Source organism: Lebetimonas sp. JS085 (genome assembly GCF_000523295.1).
Lineage (GTDB): Bacteria > Campylobacterota > Campylobacteria > Campylobacterales > Nautiliaceae > Lebetimonas.
The window spans coordinates 1,533,740-1,550,097 of the sequence record NZ_ATHR01000001.1 but is presented as its reverse complement, the minus strand read 5'-3'; the positions used below and the strand labels follow the sequence as shown (position 1 = coordinate 1,550,097).

General features: G+C 30.3%; 24 protein-coding genes and 1 pseudogene. 1 reads left to right on the top strand and 24 read right to left on the bottom strand.

The genetic code is table 11. The annotated features are described in order from the left end of the window. From DZ68_RS0108615 to DZ68_RS0108580, 8 genes are all read right to left on the bottom strand, one after another. Positions 1 to 443 (bottom strand): transposase (locus DZ68_RS0108615; RefSeq protein WP_024788201.1); only part of this gene is annotated, 443 nt, incomplete at its 3' end. A 114-nt stretch (positions 444 to 557) separates the two neighbouring features. Next, positions 558 to 1,418, bottom strand: a complete 861-nt coding sequence (locus tag DZ68_RS0108610; protein WP_024788200.1) for an ABC transporter ATP-binding protein — start codon at positions 1,416 to 1,418, stop codon at positions 558 to 560. Beyond that, positions 1,405 to 2,082 (bottom strand): molybdate ABC transporter permease subunit, encoded by a 678-nt coding sequence (gene modB, locus DZ68_RS0108605; RefSeq protein WP_369792201.1) that lies wholly within the window; start codon positions 2,080 to 2,082, stop codon positions 1,405 to 1,407. The genes DZ68_RS0108610 and modB overlap by 14 nt, the downstream gene beginning before the upstream one ends. Continuing rightward, positions 2,075 to 2,458, bottom strand: coding sequence for a TOBE domain-containing protein (locus DZ68_RS0108600; RefSeq protein ID WP_024788198.1), 384 nt, complete (start codon positions 2,456 to 2,458; stop codon positions 2,075 to 2,077). Before DZ68_RS0108600 ends, modB begins: the two co-directional genes overlap by 8 nt. Further along, entirely contained in the window at positions 2,451 to 3,161 is a 711-nt protein-coding gene (gene modA / locus DZ68_RS0108595) for a molybdate ABC transporter substrate-binding protein (RefSeq protein WP_024791033.1), read from the bottom strand. Before modA ends, DZ68_RS0108600 begins: the two co-directional genes overlap by 8 nt. A 59-nt stretch (positions 3,162 to 3,220) precedes the next feature. Then, the gene (locus DZ68_RS10800) at positions 3,221 to 3,397 is read right to left on the bottom strand and encodes a hypothetical protein (protein ID WP_173391320.1); all 177 of its coding nucleotides are present in this window, start codon (positions 3,395 to 3,397) and stop codon (positions 3,221 to 3,223) included. Positions 3,398 to 3,424: 27 nt separating this feature from the next. Then, the gene (locus tag DZ68_RS0108585; RefSeq protein WP_024788197.1) at positions 3,425 to 3,724 is read right to left on the bottom strand and encodes a hypothetical protein; all 300 of its coding nucleotides are present in this window, start codon (positions 3,722 to 3,724) and stop codon (positions 3,425 to 3,427) included. Between the two features lies 1 nt (position 3,725). Further along, positions 3,726 to 4,736, bottom strand: coding sequence for a M99 family carboxypeptidase catalytic domain-containing protein (locus DZ68_RS0108580; protein WP_024791032.1), 1,011 nt, complete (start codon positions 4,734 to 4,736; stop codon positions 3,726 to 3,728). A gap of 109 nt (positions 4,737 to 4,845) precedes the next feature. Between DZ68_RS0108580 and DZ68_RS0108575 the strand changes: the two genes are divergently transcribed. Then, positions 4,846 to 5,241: a DUF6858 family protein gene (locus DZ68_RS0108575; RefSeq protein ID WP_024791031.1), complete on the top strand. Its 396-nt coding sequence runs from the start codon at positions 4,846 to 4,848 to the stop codon at positions 5,239 to 5,241. Here DZ68_RS0108575 and DZ68_RS11255 read toward each other — a convergent pair. The 16 genes and pseudogenes from DZ68_RS11255 to DZ68_RS0108505 all read right to left on the bottom strand — a co-directional run bounded on the left by DZ68_RS11255 (position 5,225) and on the right by DZ68_RS0108505 (position 16,355). Beyond that, entirely contained in the window at positions 5,225 to 5,359 is a 135-nt protein-coding gene (locus tag DZ68_RS11255) for a hypothetical protein (protein ID WP_255327389.1), read from the bottom strand. The two genes, DZ68_RS0108575 and DZ68_RS11255, sit on opposite strands and share 17 nt — an antisense overlap. Next, positions 5,334 to 6,032 carry a ModD protein gene (locus tag DZ68_RS10275; RefSeq protein WP_051428224.1) on the bottom strand — a complete coding sequence of 233 codons (699 nt, stop codon included), beginning with the start codon at positions 6,030 to 6,032 and terminating at the stop codon, positions 5,334 to 5,336. Before DZ68_RS10275 ends, DZ68_RS11255 begins: the two co-directional genes overlap by 26 nt. A gap of 113 nt (positions 6,033 to 6,145) precedes the next feature. Continuing rightward, positions 6,146 to 6,266 (bottom strand): annotated as a pseudogene (locus DZ68_RS11375) (hypothetical protein); the annotation flags it as partial. After that, the gene (locus tag DZ68_RS0108565) at positions 6,267 to 6,683 is read right to left on the bottom strand and encodes a PIN domain-containing protein (RefSeq protein WP_024788195.1); all 417 of its coding nucleotides are present in this window, start codon (positions 6,681 to 6,683) and stop codon (positions 6,267 to 6,269) included. Then, the gene (locus DZ68_RS0108560; protein ID WP_024791030.1) at positions 6,680 to 6,907 is read right to left on the bottom strand and encodes a DUF6364 family protein; all 228 of its coding nucleotides are present in this window, start codon (positions 6,905 to 6,907) and stop codon (positions 6,680 to 6,682) included. The genes DZ68_RS0108565 and DZ68_RS0108560 overlap by 4 nt, the downstream gene beginning before the upstream one ends. A gap of 326 nt (positions 6,908 to 7,233) precedes the next feature. After that, positions 7,234 to 9,315 carry an elongation factor G gene (gene fusA / locus DZ68_RS0108555; RefSeq protein WP_024788193.1) on the bottom strand — a complete coding sequence of 694 codons (2,082 nt, stop codon included), beginning with the start codon at positions 9,313 to 9,315 and terminating at the stop codon, positions 7,234 to 7,236. A 110-nt stretch (positions 9,316 to 9,425) separates the two neighbouring features. Beyond that, positions 9,426 to 9,893, bottom strand: coding sequence for a 30S ribosomal protein S7 (gene rpsG, locus DZ68_RS0108550; RefSeq protein WP_024788192.1), 468 nt, complete (start codon positions 9,891 to 9,893; stop codon positions 9,426 to 9,428). 197 nt (positions 9,894 to 10,090) lie between these two features. After that, on the bottom strand, positions 10,091 to 10,474 hold the full coding sequence (rpsL, locus tag DZ68_RS0108545) for a 30S ribosomal protein S12 (RefSeq protein ID WP_024788191.1): 384 nt from the start codon (positions 10,472 to 10,474) through the stop codon (positions 10,091 to 10,093). 95 nt (positions 10,475 to 10,569) lie between these two features. Further along, positions 10,570 to 12,567, bottom strand: a complete 1,998-nt coding sequence (locus tag DZ68_RS0108540) for a hypothetical protein (RefSeq protein ID WP_024791029.1) — start codon at positions 12,565 to 12,567, stop codon at positions 10,570 to 10,572. Positions 12,568 to 12,602: 35 nt separating this feature from the next. Beyond that, a complete protein-coding gene (gene rpoN, locus DZ68_RS0108535; RefSeq protein ID WP_024788188.1) occupies positions 12,603 to 13,844 on the bottom strand; it encodes an RNA polymerase factor sigma-54 in 1,242 nt (413 codons plus the stop codon). Positions 13,845 to 13,934: 90 nt separating this feature from the next. Further along, on the bottom strand, positions 13,935 to 14,225 hold the full coding sequence (locus DZ68_RS0108530) for a 2Fe-2S iron-sulfur cluster binding domain-containing protein (protein WP_024791028.1): 291 nt from the start codon (positions 14,223 to 14,225) through the stop codon (positions 13,935 to 13,937). A 16-nt stretch (positions 14,226 to 14,241) separates the two neighbouring features. Then, complete coding sequence (locus DZ68_RS0108525) at positions 14,242 to 14,622, bottom strand: 2Fe-2S iron-sulfur cluster-binding protein (RefSeq protein WP_024788186.1); 381 nt, start codon at positions 14,620 to 14,622, stop codon at positions 14,242 to 14,244. A 39-nt stretch (positions 14,623 to 14,661) separates the two neighbouring features. Beyond that, positions 14,662 to 15,045, bottom strand: coding sequence for a nitrogen fixation protein NifZ (locus DZ68_RS10270; RefSeq protein WP_024791556.1), 384 nt, complete (start codon positions 15,043 to 15,045; stop codon positions 14,662 to 14,664). A 3-nt stretch (positions 15,046 to 15,048) separates the two neighbouring features. After that, positions 15,049 to 15,375, bottom strand: a complete 327-nt coding sequence (locus DZ68_RS10265; RefSeq protein ID WP_024788184.1) for a nitrogenase-stabilizing/protective protein NifW — start codon at positions 15,373 to 15,375, stop codon at positions 15,049 to 15,051. 9 nt (positions 15,376 to 15,384) lie between these two features. After that, on the bottom strand, positions 15,385 to 15,903 hold the full coding sequence (locus tag DZ68_RS0108510; RefSeq protein ID WP_024788183.1) for a flavodoxin: 519 nt from the start codon (positions 15,901 to 15,903) through the stop codon (positions 15,385 to 15,387). Between the two features lie 2 nt (positions 15,904 to 15,905). Continuing rightward, positions 15,906 to 16,355, bottom strand: a complete 450-nt coding sequence (locus DZ68_RS0108505) for a NifX-associated nitrogen fixation protein (RefSeq protein WP_024788182.1) — start codon at positions 16,353 to 16,355, stop codon at positions 15,906 to 15,908. Between the last annotated feature and the right edge of the window lie 3 nt (positions 16,356 to 16,358).

Here is a 16,358-nt window from a genome sequence, read left to right as displayed (position 1 = left end):
TCTTTGATTTTTGGTATTATTTTATCCGTTATTGCATTTATTGTAGCTGATGAAATAGAAATTTGATAAAGCTCTTCAATATGTGATTTTATATCTTTATAGCTCATTCCAAGTGCATATAATGATAATATCTTCTCTTCTATTTCATCACTTATTGTTGTTTGATGTTTTTTTACTATTTGAGGCTCAAATCTACCTTCTCTATCTCTTGGGGTAGCAAGTTCAAATTCTCCTGATGTTGATTTAACTGTTTTCCTGTTGTAACCGTTTCTTCTATTTCTTTTACCTTGTAAAACTTCATCTGCAATATGAGATTCAATCTCTGCTTCAAGTGCAGCTTCTACTAATTCTTTAATTAATGGAGCTAATACTCCATCTTTTCCACCTATCTTCTTACCTGCTAATAAATCTTTTACTGCTTTGTCAAAATTAAATTTCTCCATGTCAGTCCTTTCTTCTTTAGTATTTTACCTTGACTGACACGGAATTGCTAACACTCTCGAAAAAAACTTTAAATATAATTTAAACCACTTTTCATTTAATATGATAAAAATTTTTTATTTTTTTATTTTTTCCACATTAGGATGAAAAGCTTTTGTTGAAACAATTATTTTATCCCCTACTTTTAAATTTTTTGTTTCTTTTTTTGTTATAACAATTTCTGTTATCTGGTTACCTATGGAAATAACCGCAATATTTATAACATCATTTTTTTTAATATCTATTATTTCACCTTCAAATGCAAATTTTGCCGAACCACTATGTTTTAACAAAACATCTTTGGTTTTTGAATTTTTAATTATTTTTCCTCCGTTTATTTCAATCACCCTGTTTGAAAGTTTATAAATTTCGCTCGGTGAATGTGAAACCATAATTGTTGTCAAATTAAATTTTTTATGTAAAATTAAAATTTCTTTTTGCAGATTTTTTCTCATATTCGGATCAAGAGCAGAAAAAGGTTCATCCATTAATAAAATTTTAGGTTTTCTCATAAGTGCCCTGATTAATGCAACCCTTTGTTTCTGACCGCCGCTAAGTGTATTTGGAAATCTTTTTTTAAGTTCTTTTAAATTAGTTATTTCAAGCAGATATTCGGCCAAATTATAATCTTTATTTACATATAATAAATTTTCGATTACATTCATATTTGGAAAAAGTGCGTAATCTTGGAAAACAAATCCTATTTTCCTTTTCTGAGGGGGCAAAAAAATTTTTTCATCCTGCCAGACTTCATTATCCACAATAATCTTACTGCTGCTTTTTTCAAGTCCGGCGATAATTCTTAAAAGTGTTGTTTTTCCACTGCCGCTTTCACCCATTATTGCCAAAAATTCACCTTTTTCGAGGTTAAATTCCGCATCTAAATCCATATTTCCGCTGCTTCCGTGAAGTTTTTTAAAGATTTTAAAATAATTCATATTTTCTCTTTTGTTTTTCATTAAAAATATATACAAATAATAAAACCAAAAAACTTATAATAAGCATTATGGCACTGTAAAAATGGGCTGATTTATAATCCATCATTTCTACATAATCATATATTGCAACACTTGCAACCTCCGTTTTCCCGGGGATTGAACCACCCACCATCAATACAACCCCGAATTCCCCCACAGTATGGGCAAAAGTGATAATAACCGCAGTCATTATCGAACTCTTCATATTGGGAAGTATTATTTTAAAAAGTGTGGTTAATTTCCCTTTACCGCTTAAAAAGCTGGCCTCTATCAATTTTTTATCTATATTATCAAATCCGTTTTGCAAAGGCTGAATCATAAACGGAAAAGAATATATACTGCTTGCGACAACAAGCCCTTCAAATGTAAAAACAAGTTTTATATTAAAAATTTCATAAATTATTTTTCCTATAAATGAATCCTGTGATAATAAAATAAGCAGATAAAATCCGAGAACTGAAGGCGGCAATACAATAGGAAGCGCGCTTAACGCCTCTAAAACCGGTTTTATTTTTGATTTTGTATTTGAAAGAAAATAAGAAAACGGAATACCTACAAAAAGCAATATAACCGTTACTGAAAAAGCCAGTTTAAATGAAAGGAAAAACGGTGTTAAATCAATCAACACTGACTCCTATTTCACTTGCCCTAATCATTAAAAAAACCCTCTCTCCTATATTAATATTTAATTTTTCAAATGATTCTTTTAAAATCAACACTTCTATTTCTTCATTGTTAAAATTACAATAAATATTTGTAAAAATTTCACCAATTTCAATCTTTTCAACTACAGCCGCTAAATTATTTTCTATTGTGCTTTTACATTTTTCTTTTGACAAAGAAACCATTGTCGGTTTAAAAAATAGAAAAGCTTCATTTTTAATTTCAAAATTCATCTCAAGCATAACAACCTTTATCGTTTCATTAACACTTTTAAACGTTAATAAATTTATATTGTTTTTATTTTCAATATTGATTAAATCGGCCTTTATCTTATTCATTTACATTATACCCGTATTTTTTAAAAATTTTTTTTGCTTCTTTTGAAAACAAAAAATTATAAAAACGAAGCCCTTTTTTATTTAACAATACCGCCCCCTGATTAATAGAATTGTAATTGTGTGGCAATTCAATCCAATTTTTGTACATTTTTGTTTTTGGAGAAAAAAGAAGGGCTTTTGCCACAATTCCGGAATCTGTTGAATGAATGGCATAATTAAGTGCTGCCGAAACTGTTTCGGCATATACAAGTCTATTTTTTATTTTTTTGTATAATCCCGTATTTTTTAAAAATTCGACAGCGGCTTTCCCGTAAGGCGCTGTTTTCGGATTTGCAATGGCGATGGAAGCAGAATTTAATATTATATCTTTATAACCACCTTTTAAAAGTTTTCTGCTAAAAAGAACTATTGCCCCTTTTGCATAAATTTTAGGTTTGGTTAATGTCAATCTTTTTTTATACAAAGCAAAAGGATATTTCATATTGGCAGCTAAAAACACATCATAATTTGCCCCGTGCATTATCTGGGCAGTAAGTTTTCCGCTACTCGCCAAAATTAAATTAATTTTATCCTTGGGATAATGTTTATTGTAAGATTTTATGATTTCAGGCAGTGCATAGGCATTTCCGGCAGCAGATGCTACATATATTTCATTTGCGGATAAAAAAACATTTAAGAAGAAAAAAATAATAAATTTTTTCATTTATAACCCTTTCAACTTTAATTTTTAAATATAATGCAAATTTTATTCTAGTATTATACTCATTCGTTATATAATTTATCTAATTCCATTTCATTCATATGTTCTCTTCCCGCTTCAACATCATCTATAATTTTATTAAGCTCTGCATGCCTTTTAATCAAGGCATCAATATGAGGATTTTCAGCAGCTAATTTTTCCATTACAGGTATTAATTCCGGACAACATTCTTTAAACATATTTATCTCCTTTTTGTGAAATTATACCTAAAAAGGGCAGCAAGTTGGATTATCTTCTTCATCTTCTTGAAATTCTTCATAAAAATCATCATATTCTTCATCCAATTTTTCTCTGTTTTCTACTGGTTTACATTCTGTACATTCCGCTATTTCATATTCTTTATATTCATCTTTATTCAAAAAATTTTCAACTTCGTTAAACAAATGAAAATTAACATACTCAAAATTATTATTAAAACCGGTTTTAATTTCCATAAATTTGTCACACAAATCCGAATGAATTTCAATTTTTTTATTATCATTGTCTATTATAAGTTCATAAGCCATTTTACCCCTTTAAATGTATTTCATATTTTTTTTCAAAATCGTTTTTTACTTCTAATGTTAAATTTTTAAAATAAAATTTTCTCCAGTTTAAATTAATGCCTTTTGGAACAATAAAACTTCCCCTGTTGCCTGTTATATCCACTATCTCAATATCGGCTTTTAAAGGAAGTTTTATTTTTGTTGTTTTATTTATTCTGTAAAATTGATTATTTATTTTCAGTTTAACGCTTGGAAAAATCTCTTTTAAATAAATATTTTTAATATATTCATCTATATTTGATTTAATATTATATAAATTAAAAAATTCCCTCAGCATTACAAGATGGGTATAAACTTTATCCTTTAAACTCGGCAGTTGTTTGGAAGCTTCTATACAAAATGCCTTTACATTATGTTTTAAACACCAGCCGGTAAGTGCTTTTTTTTGTTCTTTATGAATATTACCGGTAAATGTTTTTGTGTTTATAATAGAAACTGGCCATTTTAAATATTTATTGACATTGTTTTTAACAAATTCAGCTTCTTTAAAAAGTTCAAAATTTTTATATCTAACTTCATCAATTACAACACTCTGTCCCCACGAATGCCTGTATTTTGAACTAAATCCGTATCCGTCATGCATAGAAATCAGTAAATCCGGTTTAAAATCGAGTATTGCCTCTTTAAGAAGTTCCACATAATAAAAATCAGGGTCCTTTTTTGAAATATAATCAAATTTTCTGTTCATATCCCCGTTATATCCCCTTACATCCGCTAAAATTGAAGTAAAATTGCTTCTTGGAATAATTAAAACATCAGCTTTTATATCCATATCCACCAGTAAATCTGCAGCTTTGTAAGCCCCCATTTCATTGCCATGAATTCCGCCGATAATTAAAATTCTTTTGCCACTTCCTTTTTTATAAAAATACTCAAATGGTTTTTTAGGCAAAACAATATGATTATGGGATTTTGCAAAAGATAAAGTAGGAAGTATTAAAGAAGAAGCAATTAAAAATTTTCTTCTATCCACTTAAAAAACCTTTTTTTATAATTATACATCAAATTTATATAATATTTTCTTATATTAATAATAATTTAAACTTATTAAGCTAAAGTTGCAAAAAATTTAAGGAGGCATAATGCAACAAATGATTTTACAGGAAAAATATCCGGTATTTGTATTGGATGTATATAAAGATGAAACACACTATAAAACTACCGATGAAATAATTAAATTTTTTAAAGAAAAAATTAATTCCCATCCTATATGTACATATATAGGAGAATTTGACCATTTTACCCATACAAAAAATCTTCCAAACGGAGAAATTGCAAAAGGTATTAAAGACTGCAAAATTATTATATTTTGTTTTGGAAATAAAATATTAAACGGAAAAATAACTGCTGTTAGGCCAAGAAGTATCGGTGTTACTGAATTTGAAGATAAGTTTGAAATAGCTTTTCTTGAAGCTCCCGCTTTAATCGCAAATGATGTAATGGAAGGATGGGTAAAAGATATTAAAGAGAATCTATAACCACTTTTACATCAGCCCCTTTTGCAAAATAAGGGGCTGTTGTAACTATTGAATCAACCCCTGTTTTTGCATACTCTTCCACATTATTAGTATTAATCCCTCCTGCACTTATGGGCAAGTTCTACTACTTGCTTAGTTGTCTCAATATCCACTTTATCAAGCTGAATAACATCCACTTCAATATCTATTAATTTTTTAGCCATTTCTAAATTATCAGTTTCAATTACCCATTTTTTTTCAATCGTTTTATGTTTTATTTTTTTAAATTCCTTAAAAAATTTATCCCAGCCTCCGAAAAGTTTTACATAATTATCAAAAACCAAAACCGTTTCATTTGTTGTAATTCTGTGGGGCATTGCGCCTCCGTCTATTATAGCGTTCAGGGCTATTTTTTTAGTAAAAGGAATTATTTTTCTTGTAGTTAAAATTTCAATATATGGGTTAATATTTTTTGCCTTTTTAACCATTTCATATGTGTAGGTAGATACGGAAAGCGCATATTCAAAAATATTTTGTGCAACTTTCCAAAGAATTAAAACATTTTCCCCCTCGGCTTCAAATATTTTACTGCCAGCAGTTAAAAATTTAGAATCTTTTTCTTTAAAATTTACTTTTAAATCAAGTTCCCTGCATAATAATTCAACTAATTTATTACCGGTAACAACAGCATCTTTTCTGGTAAAAAAAGTAATCTTGCCCAAACCCTCAATATTTAAAAGTTTGGAAGTCAAATCAAAATAAGGCATATCTTCGCTGATAAGTCTTGCAATATCCTCTTTTGTATAATACATCTTTTTTCCTTATATATTTTTTTATATAACGTTGGATGAATTATACAATATTTAAAAATAAAAAAGCAAGTTATATCAATTGAAGATGGAAAATTAAGGGAAAAACAAGAGATTTACCCTTGTCTTTCTTTTATAATTTCTGCCGCCACATTTTGAGGATACCATTGAATAGGTTCCCCTACCCTGAGTCATACTTCTAAGGTCTGTTGAATATCCGAACATTTCCGCAAGAGGTTACAAACCTTTAATTTTTGAAACAGCTTCAAGTGGTGTTAAAACTTTAACTTTTGACTTTTTAAAGCCTTTTTTATCCCGAGTGACAATATAATCAATTCCGTTTAAATAAGCACTTGAATAAATAATACTATCTTCGAAATCATTAAAATCACTCTTAAGTGCACCAAGTATAGTATTTTTATTTACTTCACTTATTTCAAAAATTTTTAAAAGTTTATAAATAACTTCATTAGCAGTTCTTTTATTAATTGATTTTGCTATTAAATAATAAATCGTATCAATACTTGAAGCGCATAGATAACCTATTACTTTTTTATTCTCAATTGCACTAAATATTTTATATATTTCGTCAAAAAAAGGTTCTCTTTCAAGAAAAAAATCCAGTACAATATTTATATCTAAGAGCATTTTCATAAATATTTTTCCTCTAAATGTTTATAATAATTTTTTTCATCTAATTTTTTATTTTTTAATATTCCGGCTAATGAATTTGTAACAGGTGAAGATTCATTTTTTTCAAGTAATGATTTAAAAAATTCATTTACAATTGCAGATACACTTGTATTTTTTTCTTTTGCATATTTTTTTATTTTTTTAATTAATTCTTTATCACTGTAAAGCGTAATTTTAGCATTCATTTTACTACCTTATCGTATAGTTTCTTTAATATTATACGATAATTTTAATTAATTTTCAATGAACTATTTTGTGCATCATGAAAAATAAATCAAAGTAATACCAATTCTCAATTAGTTAGTTACTTTAAAAATATTTAAAATTCCCCTTATTTCAATACTTTTCATCATTTTCCATTGTCAATTGATATTAATTTTCTTTTAAATTTACAAACAATTTCTCTTTTAAATCCTCTCGATTTCCTTAACCACTCCTGTTATTTTATCGGACTAACTTATAAATTAGTGTCAAACACCTTTAATTATAAAAACAAAAAAACAAGGAAAAATTACCCTTGTCTTTCTTTTATAATTTCTGCCGCCACATTTTGAGGGACTTCTTCATAATGGTCGAATACCATTGAATAGGTTCCCCTACCCTGAGTCATACTTCTAAGGTCTGTTGAATATCCAAACATTTCTGCAAGAGGAATAAATGCTGTTACTTTTTTAATTCCATGGCTATCTTCCATAGAATTTACCTGGCCTCTTCTTCTATTTACATCCCCAATTACATCACCCATATACTCTTCCGGTACTTCAATTTCAACTTTCATAATCGGTTCAAGTATAACAGGATTTGCTTTTTTGGCACCTTCTTTAAATGCCATGCTTCCGGCAAGTTTAAACGCCATTTCGCTTGAGTCAACCTCATGGTAACTTCCGTCATAAAGTTCCACTTTAAAATCAACCACCGGGAATCCTGCCAAAATTCCGCCCTGAGATGCTTCTTGGATACCTTTGTCAACTGCAGGAATATATTCTCTTGGGATTACCCCACCTTTAATTAAATCAACAAATTCATAACCTTTACCAGGTTCTTGCGGAATAAGTCTTATAAATACATGCCCGTATTGACCTCTACCGCCTGATTGTTTTGCATATTTGTATTCTTGCTCGACTGTTTTTTTGAATGTTTCTCTGTATGCAACCTGAGGTTTACCTGTATTACATTCCACTTTAAATTCTCTTTTAAGCCTGTCTACAATAATTTCAAGATGCAGCTCACCCATACCTGAAATAATTGTCTGACCGCTCTCTTCATCGGTTGCAACTCTGAAACTCGGGTCTTCTTCTGCTAATTTTTGAAGTGCAATAGCCATTTTTTCCTGGTCGGCTTTTGTTTTAGGCTCAACCGCAACTGAAATAACCGGGTCTGGGAATTCCATTTTTTCCAAAATAACGGGTCTGCTTTCATCACATAAAGTATCACCTGTCAATGTGTTTTTAAGACCTACAATAGCTCCGATTTCACCGCTGTAAAATTCACTGACTTCTTCTCTTTTATTAGAATGCATTCTAAGAAGTCTTCCGATTCTCTCTTTTTTGTTTTTAGTTGAGTTTAATACATAACTGCCTGCTTCAATTACACCTGAATAGAATCTTGTAAATGTTAGTTTACCGACAAACGGGTCAGTCATAATTTTAAATGCAAGTCCGCTGAAAGGTTGGTCATCACCAGGATTTATGCTTATTTCCTCACCTGTTTTAGGGTCAATTCCCTTAATCCATGTAACTTCTGTAGGAGAAGGCAGATAATCAATTACAGCGTCAAGCAACGGTTGAACACCTTTGTTTTTAAATGCGGTACCGCATAACATTGGAACAATTTCTATATTTAATGTGGCTTTTTTAATAGCCGCTTTAATTTCATCAGCAGTAATTTCTTCTCCGGCAAAATATTTTTCCATTAATGCTTCATCTGTTTCAGCAACTGATTCAATAAGTTTTTCCCTGTATTCCTCCGCTTTATCCCTAAGTTCAGCCGGAATGTCTTCAACTTTGTATTTACTTCCAAGTGCCGCTTCATCTTCCCATACAAGAGCTTTCATTTGAACTAAATCCACAACACCTTTAAAATTCTCTTCCGCCCCGATTGGAATTTGAATAGGAACCGGATTAGCTTTTAATCTTTCTTTTATCTGTTTTTCAACTTCATAAAAATTAGCCCCGATTCTGTCCATTTTATTAACAAATGCAATTCTTGGGACATGATATTTGTTTGCCTGTCTCCAAACTGTTTCACTTTGAGGCTGAACACCGCCGACGGCACAAAATACTGCAACCGCACCGTCAAGCACCCTCATACTTCTTTCGACTTCAATAGTAAAGTCAACGTGTCCCGGAGTATCGATAATGTTAATTTGATGTTCTTTCCAAAAACATGTTGTAGCAGCCGAAGTAATTGTAATACCTCTTTCTTTTTCCTGTTCCATCCAGTCCATAGTCGCTGCACCTTCGTGCACTTCACCTATTTTATGACTAACACCGGTATAATATAAAATTCTCTCCGTTGTTGTAGTTTTACCTGCGTCAATATGAGCAGCAATACCTATATTCCTAACTTTTTCGATAGGCGTTTTTCTTGGCATTTTATCTCCTTAAATTTTTTGAAATTATATCAGACTTTGAAGTTTGTAAATTTGAAGAAAAGGGGAGGAGAAAGCTCTCCATTTTCAATTCTCCATTTTCCATTAAAATATTACCATCTGTAATGAGCAAATGCTTTGTTTGCCTCTGCCATTCTGTGAGTATCTTCTCTTTTCTTGAATGCCGCTCCTCTTTCGTTTGCCGCATCCCAAAGTTCGTTAGAAAGTCTTTCCACCATTGTTCTTTCATTTCTGTTTCTTGCGGCATCAACTATCCATCTGATAGAAAGTGTTTGTTGTCTTTCAGGTCTCACTTCCATAGGGACCTGGTATGTCGCCCCACCGACTCTTCTGCTTCTAACTTCCAAAAGCGGTTTTACATTTTCAATAGCTTTGAAAAATACATCTATTCCTTTTTCTTCACCTTTGCTATCCAATCTTTCAATAGCACCGTAAACTATTTTTTCGGCAATTGTTTTTTTACCGTCCCACATAATTTTATTAATAAATTTTGTAACTATTTCACTCTTAAATACCGGATCCGGCATTACCGCTCTTTTAGGCGCTCTTCTTCTTCTCATAAAATCTCCTTCTCTTCAGTTTTTTTTACCCATATACAGGGACTTACTCTACCAGCTTTGGCAGTGAGGAGGCAAATCAATGGACAATTAAACAATTAAAAATGGAATTTTACATTTTCCATTTTACATTTTCCATTAAAAATTCCTCCTACTATAACCAAAACGCAAATTAACCTAAACTACACAAAAATCAAAAATTATTTTTTACCGGCTTCTGCTTTTTTAGTACCGTATTTACTTCTTGAGTGTACTCTTCCTTTAACTCCGGCGGTATCCAACGCACCTCTTACGATGTGATATTTAACCCCAGGCAAGTCTTTTACCCTACCGCCTCTTACAAGCACAATGCTATGTTCTTGCAGGTTATGACCGACACCGGGTATATAACTAATTACCTCATACCCGCTGGTAAGGCGAACTTTTGCAACTTTTCTAAGTGCAGAGTTCGGTTTTTTAGGAGTAGTCGTATATACTCTTGTACAAACCCCTCTTCTTTGAGGACAGCTTACAAGTGCAGGTGATTTTGATTTTTTAATAACTTGTTTTCTACCTTTTCTAACTAATTGGTTTATAGTAGGCATTCTTTTCCTTTAATCAGTTTTTTAGTGTGGAATTATACCAAAATAAAAGAAATTTATTAAATTTTTTTATTTATTATTTACTTAAAAAAAGGAAATTAAAATCCTTTAAAGAAATTTTGAATAGGCAAATTTTTTTCAATCTGTTTTTTTATCTCTTCTTTAGCCTTCCTTTTAATTTCTGCTTTTAAAAATTTACTTGCATCAATTTTTATAGATGGAGAAGTTAATTTACCTTTTAATTTAATATAAATTGGTCTTTTCATTATTTCTAAAAGAAGCTTTGAGTCTATATATTCTTTATCTAAATCTACAAAAGCTTTTTTAGAAGAAATGTGAGTCAGTTTGCTTTTCATATCCAAATCGCTTATTATTTTTTTATCATTTATAATAGAGTGAATAGTTGTTTTTTTATAAATTTCTCTTGTTAAATCAAAATGAGCCAGAGAATTTATTAAAAAGCTGAGCTTATTAGGTAAAAAGTGGCCGTCAATCAAATTAGCATCCAAAACGCCTTTTTTATTTAAAAGGTTATATTTCAAATCAATATTTGCGGTTGAATCAAAAATTTGAGGATACATAAGCATATCCATAAGTTTTACAACATATAGATTTTTTGCATTTAATGTAAAATCGTTGTTTAATAATTTATAATTTATATTACCTCCGAGTGTTTTAGAGTTTCCTGTAATTAATAAATCTTTATCCTTTTTTATATTTCCAAATACCCTAATTTTACCTTTTAAATGTTTTTTTGTTGCAAAATAGAGTTTGTCTAAATTTGGAATATTTATTGAATAAGTGCTTGTAAATATATTTTTATTAATATTGTATTTTCCATCCGGCAAATTAGCATTAACAACATTTGAATTTAATTTTGTATTTATTAAAGCTATTGAATTTTTTATATTGACATTTGAATTTAGATTATATGAAATAGCAGCATTTGTAAAATTAAACTCTTTATACAACACATATTTATCTGTTTTCCCTTGTATATTGGCAATTATTTTTCCGTTTAAATCTTTGTTAAAATAAATTTTTCCATTTGAGTTAATATTTCCGTAACTGTATATCGGCTGATAAACCATATAAAGCAGTTTATTTATTTTAATATTATTCACTCTATAAATTAATTCTTTTTTACCCAAATTTGTTTGATAATCTATATTTCCGCCCGCTAAATATGCGATTCCTTTTACCAATAAATTGTCTGTTTTACCTTTTATGTTGCCTTCTGTTTTAAATTTTCCCCTTATTTTTTGATTTATAACAGGTGTTAAAACAGATAAATTATCGGCCAAAACAATATATTTGGAACTTAAATAATTGTTTTCAAATTTGCCGTTTATATTTGCCTTTAATAAATTGGAAACTAAATTGGCAAAAAAGTTTATTTTTTTATCTTTCATTAAAGCTTTTGCATTTAAATTAAGCGCAGTTTTTGGAAGTGTTAAATTATACTCTTTTTTCAATAAATTCCTGTTAACAGTTGCATTTTTAATATAAGCTTTTATATTCCCGTCCAAATTGTTAATATCAATACTGTTTAAAACAATGTTTGAATTTAATTTTCCGTCTATAAATTTAGGTTTATTAACTATATAAAGAAGGCTTGCTAAATCCAGATTTTTAATATCTGCCAAAATTTTTGAAACTTTTTTATTTTTAAGTTCAACAAAATAATTACTGTTACTTTTTGCAAAATTTGTGATTCCTTTTATTTTTATATCTTTGATATTTCCTTTAATGTTTCCACTCGTATCCACACTTCCTCTTAGTGGATAATTAACTATATTTTTTAAATTATTTAAATTATCAATATGAACATTGTAATTAATATTGAAATTCTGGGAAAAAAGTGAATAATTTCCTTTAATATTTGCTACCGAATTTTTTAAAAGTTTAATTTTTAAATCAATATTGCCAAAGCCAACCCTAAATTTATCAAAAGAAATTTTAACAGGGGATTTTGAATTAATCTGACTTTCAACGATAGGTTTTAAAAGCGCGTTTCCCGGAGGCGTAAATAAAAAAACTATAAAAGCTGCAAATATTACAATAACAGAAGAGAAAAAAATTAAAAATTTTTTCATATTTTCCCTTTTTGCTAATTATAGCAAAAATAAAATTATGAATTTTTAATTAAATATATAAATTTTCTTTCCTTAAAAGAAGGTATATTCATCTCCTGTCTGTATTTAACAATGGTTCTTCTTTGCATATTTATATTAAATTTCTTATTTACAAATTCAAGAATTTCCTTATCGCTTAAAGGTTTTTCCTGATTTTCATTTTCAATAAGATTTTTTACAAATTCTTTTATTTCAACAGTTGAAACATTGTTTATATTATTTGCAAAAAAATCTTTAAATGCAAATATACCCCATTCTGTCTGAATAAATTTATTCTTTATTGCCCTTGAAATTGTGGATTCGTTAAATCCTAATTCTTTGGCGACATCTTTTAACCTAAGTGGTTTTAAACTGCCGCCTACAAAAAAGCTATACTGTTTTTCGGTAATGATTAACGCAATATTATAAAGGGTTTTTTTTCTGAGATCCAGCATATTCACAAGTTCTTTCGCCTCTTTAAATTTCTTTTTCAGATAATTATTCGAATCGTTTACAAAATTTATTTTAACATCCGGATAAAACTGGCTGTTCATCATAATAACTAATTCACCTTTTTCAAAAAAAATATGCATATCCGGAACAATATGTTCTTTGTTTTTTTTAAATTCAACGGCAGGGGGATATTTTAAACGCTTTAAAATATCTTTTGCATCTTTAAAACGTGGATGGTTGATAAATTTGTCCATAGAACTGAAATTTTTAATTATATTACTTAAAAGCAGGCTGAGTTCATCATCTAAATCATATTCCACAAGCTGGAACAAAAAAGCCTCTTTAAAATTTTCTGCGCCTATTCCGCTAGGCTCCAAGTATTCAAAGCGCTGTCTTACAGATTCCACAAATGTAGGCGTAACATTGCAAATATTGGCAATTTCTTCTATATTTCCCTCAAAATAACCCTCTTTATTTATATTTAATATAATCTCTTTTGCAACTTTTTGGGATTTTTTTGTAGGGAATAAAGGCGGAATTATCTGTTCTTCCAAAATTTCATATAAATTTTTTTCATTTATGCTCAAAGCTTCTATAGAATCGGTTGAAGCGTTTGAAACACGGTTTACATATTCACTGTAAGCTTTTGGTGAAGTTTTGTTTGATATTTCAATACAGGGATTTTCATAAGATATGGTTCTTAAATGCTCATCGAGTTCTGTAACTGAACACTCAAGTATCGGAAGCCACATTTTCATAGAAAGGCGCGGCACCTGTTTTTGAGACAAACTCTGTTTTAGTTCCATAAAAACCCCATATAATATTTTTACAATATTATATGCAATTTTTGTTCTAAACGAAAACGGCTAAATTATCCGATTCAAAAAGAATCGGAACTAATACCTTATACGTACAAGTCCGTTCGGTTTAGCAATTTTCATCTGACATGCAAGTCTTGCTTTAGGGCTGTTTTCATTCAACATTTTCATAACAGCTTTTTCTTTTTCATTCATTTCATTCAAATACTCCATCCCTGTTTCAATATATACAACACAGGTTCCGCATTCTCCGTCTCTGCAACCAAAAGGTAAAGCGGAACCGGATGCTTCCACAATATCCTGGATAGTTTTACCAGGTTTAACATTTACAGCTAAAAAATCATTTACAATCTCTACTCTTGTTGTCATTTTTTACTCCTTTTTTTTATTCAAATGGTTTTACAAGTATGTCTGTTTGTATAATACACTGACATGCAAGTCTAATAGGTGTTTGTCTGTTATACTGCTGGGCTATTTCAGCCTCTTTTTTTGAAATGGCTCCCATTTCTATCAAAGTGTTAAGTTCTTTATCTTCCATATATACCGGAACGGCTTCCGGGTCATAACCCTCTTCATCCGGTTTTAATGTATCTTTTAATTTTAATTCTTCAATTTTAACGGCACAGCTTCCGCAGGTACCGTCTTCACATTCACTCGGTATTTTAACCCCGTTTAGTTTTGCAACTCTTAAAAGTAAATCACCTTTTTTTGCAAAAATCCTTTTATCCATTCCTTCACCGAATCCGCAAAAAATCACACTTACCATTTATTCTCCTTTTTTTTATTTATTTAAAACAGATTCATTTTATGTACTTTTACTTTGAATCTGTTTTTTCTCTTTTTTCGCACGGTGTTCTCTAATCCATTTTAATTCTTCTTCCACCTCATCATAAAAATCATCATCTTCCACCGCTTCAAGCTCATCTTCCCTGCATCCGAAAATTACGCCTTTTTCCAAAAAATGGACTTCATAAATTCTTATTACCTGTAAAAAATCCCCGATATGCTTAACATATCCCTCTTCCCCGGGTTCAATCAAAATGGCGTTTCTTTCATAAAAAGGGTTTGTTCCGTCATTTTTTATAGGGACTTTTATCCTGACCCTCTGACCTATTTTAAATTTGGGAAGTATTTCATCTTTTGTTGAAGATGAAATCAATCCTTCTTCAGCTACTGTTAATTTTTTCATCATTTACTCCTTTACACTGCTGCAGCTGCTTGCGCCAAGACAGAATCTACAAGGAGACGGCCTGCTGAATGTGTCCCATATTTCCGCAGCACTCGGGGAATAACCGTTTTCAAAATTTTTATAAATATTATAAAAGGCAAATTTATAAAAATCCAGCTCTTTTTGCTCATTTTCAAACTCTTCTTTTTTTGATTTTTCAAGCATTTCACCGAATTTTTTTAAAATATGGAATCTTTTTACACTTACAAGATTTTTATCATATTCAATATCAAAAAAATCAAAATATTCCTCTATAGTTTTCAGTTTTTTAAACTCTTCAAGTTTACCCATAACCTCTCCTTAAAGATTCATCTCTTTTTTAATCTGTTCAGCCCATGCGGCCACTCTTTCTTCGGTCAAATCCGGCTGATTAATATCATCTATGGCCAAACCGCAAAATTTTCCGTCTTTCGCAGATGCCGAATACTCAAAATTATATCCATCAATCGGCCAGTAACCGTATTCACAATCGGCTCCAAGCTTTGTAAAAACTTCTTTAAGTTTTGCCAAAGCACTTACAAAATGTTCCCCGTGTGTAACCTGATCCCCGGCACCGAAGAAAGCGACTTTTTTACCGCTTAAATCCGGCATTTCATTTTCAAGCTCAAAAAGCGGGTCGACCCAGTCCCTTTGAGGGTCCCCCTGTCCCCAGGTTGAAGAGCCTAAAAGCAACACATCATATTCTTCAAACTGTTCAATGCCGTCAAAATCCTCTTCCATATTTATAAGTTCACTCTCTTCAAAAAATTCCTCAAGCATTTCTGCGGCATTTTGGGTAACTCCTCCGCTGCTTCCTACAAATATTCCAATTTTTGCCATTTTTAATCCTTGCATGGTTTATACTGTAAATATGTTTTATAGGCTTTATTTAACATTTTTTCCCCGTCTTCATATAGTTTTTCAAGAGTTCTATAACTAAAACGGTGCGCATCTTTAAAATATTTGTTAACCAAAACAATTTTATCCGCAATAACGACACATCTACCGAAACCTTCATGACTCATTTCCATAACAACATTACACATTACACCGGTTTTTCTCTCAAACAATAAGGCAAGGGCATTGAAAATCATTTTTATTTCATTTATCCAGATTTCATCAATATCCGCAATAATCGGAATATTTTTAAGTTCTTCTTTTGTTTTTACATATTTTTTTGTTAACAGTTCCTCATCGCTCATTTTAGACCAGCTTCCAAACTGATCAGAAGCTCTTAGCTGTCTTACAAGCTCTTTTTTAAAATCTTCTTTGTCAAATTTAATTTCTTTCATTAT